Here is a 921-nt window from a genome sequence, read left to right on the forward strand (position 1 = left end):
CGTCAGTACGCACTGGTAACTGCGTACCAATCATGCGTACTTCGTTGCGTACCAACTTAGTTCTTGTTACTTCCTTGACCTTTTCAGTCAGATTTCTCAGCCAACCATTCTGCTTTGCTCGCTTTCGAATAGCACCTTCAGTAACACCATATTTATCACCTATAGCACGAATTGACAAAGAACCGGCACGGTAAGCCGATTCAATGGCCTCCCAATCCGGTTTTTTTGCCATATCGTTACCTCAATAATTATCGTTTTTTTGTTAATTTCGCCCAGCGTTTAGCCTGATTGAGACAATCCGCTAGCATTTTGCCTCTTCTGCTAGCTGGCTGTTTGCGGTAGTACCGGATAGCTTCATTTGTTGCTAAACTGGCTACAGAGTTAGAAAAGCCGAGCTTCATTAACTCGGCCTTGATATTGGTTTCGATAAATTGTTCGGGGGTCATAATAACGCTCTACGTTATTCAAATGAGATATTGCTGAATTTCAGGTTTGCCCATTCACTTTCTGGTGGCAAAATAAGCATTCCTCTATCATCTTTAACACCAATATCCGAGATCATATCGCCAAACTCATGAAGCAGTGCGTTCATGTACTTGATACCACGGCGGTTTAACTGTGGAACTTTGCCAGCGCAAATTATTGCTCGTGGATCTGCTTTTTCGCTGAATGGTGTCATCAATTTCATATAAAACCTGGCTCTCCATTCTGTCGGTTTTCTGTCCCCGAGATAACCATCAAGCAAAGGCATTAAAAAATGACGACTGAGTTCGATATCCCCCGTTTCATAGCGGTAGACGGGGCGACGATTCGTTGCCATAAGGTAATACATATAAGCTTCAGCGACTCGCCAGCAAAAGAATTCGTGGGCAGGAATAGTTAAGCTCATCCTTCTATCCTCCTGCTACCACCCCCAATTAA

At 43.6% G+C, this 921-nt stretch carries 2 protein-coding genes and 1 pseudogene; all 3 read right to left on the reverse strand.

Features of this window, described 5'->3' with window-relative positions; all coding sequences use genetic code 11:
- Positions 1-232 (reverse strand): annotated as a pseudogene (locus tag CBG25_RS18030) (hypothetical protein); the annotation flags it as partial.
- 16 nt (positions 233-248) lie between these two features.
- A complete protein-coding gene (locus CBG25_RS18035) occupies positions 249-446 on the reverse strand; it encodes a hypothetical protein (RefSeq protein WP_290608390.1) in 198 nt (65 codons plus the stop codon).
- 14 nt (positions 447-460) lie between these two features.
- Complete coding sequence (locus CBG25_RS18040) at positions 461-889, reverse strand: hypothetical protein (RefSeq protein ID WP_290608392.1); 429 nt, start codon at positions 887-889, stop codon at positions 461-463.
- Positions 890-921: the final 32 nt, after the last annotated feature.

Source organism: Arsenophonus sp. ENCA (assembly GCF_002287155.1).
GTDB lineage: Bacteria > Pseudomonadota > Gammaproteobacteria > Enterobacterales > Enterobacteriaceae > Arsenophonus > Arsenophonus nilaparvatae.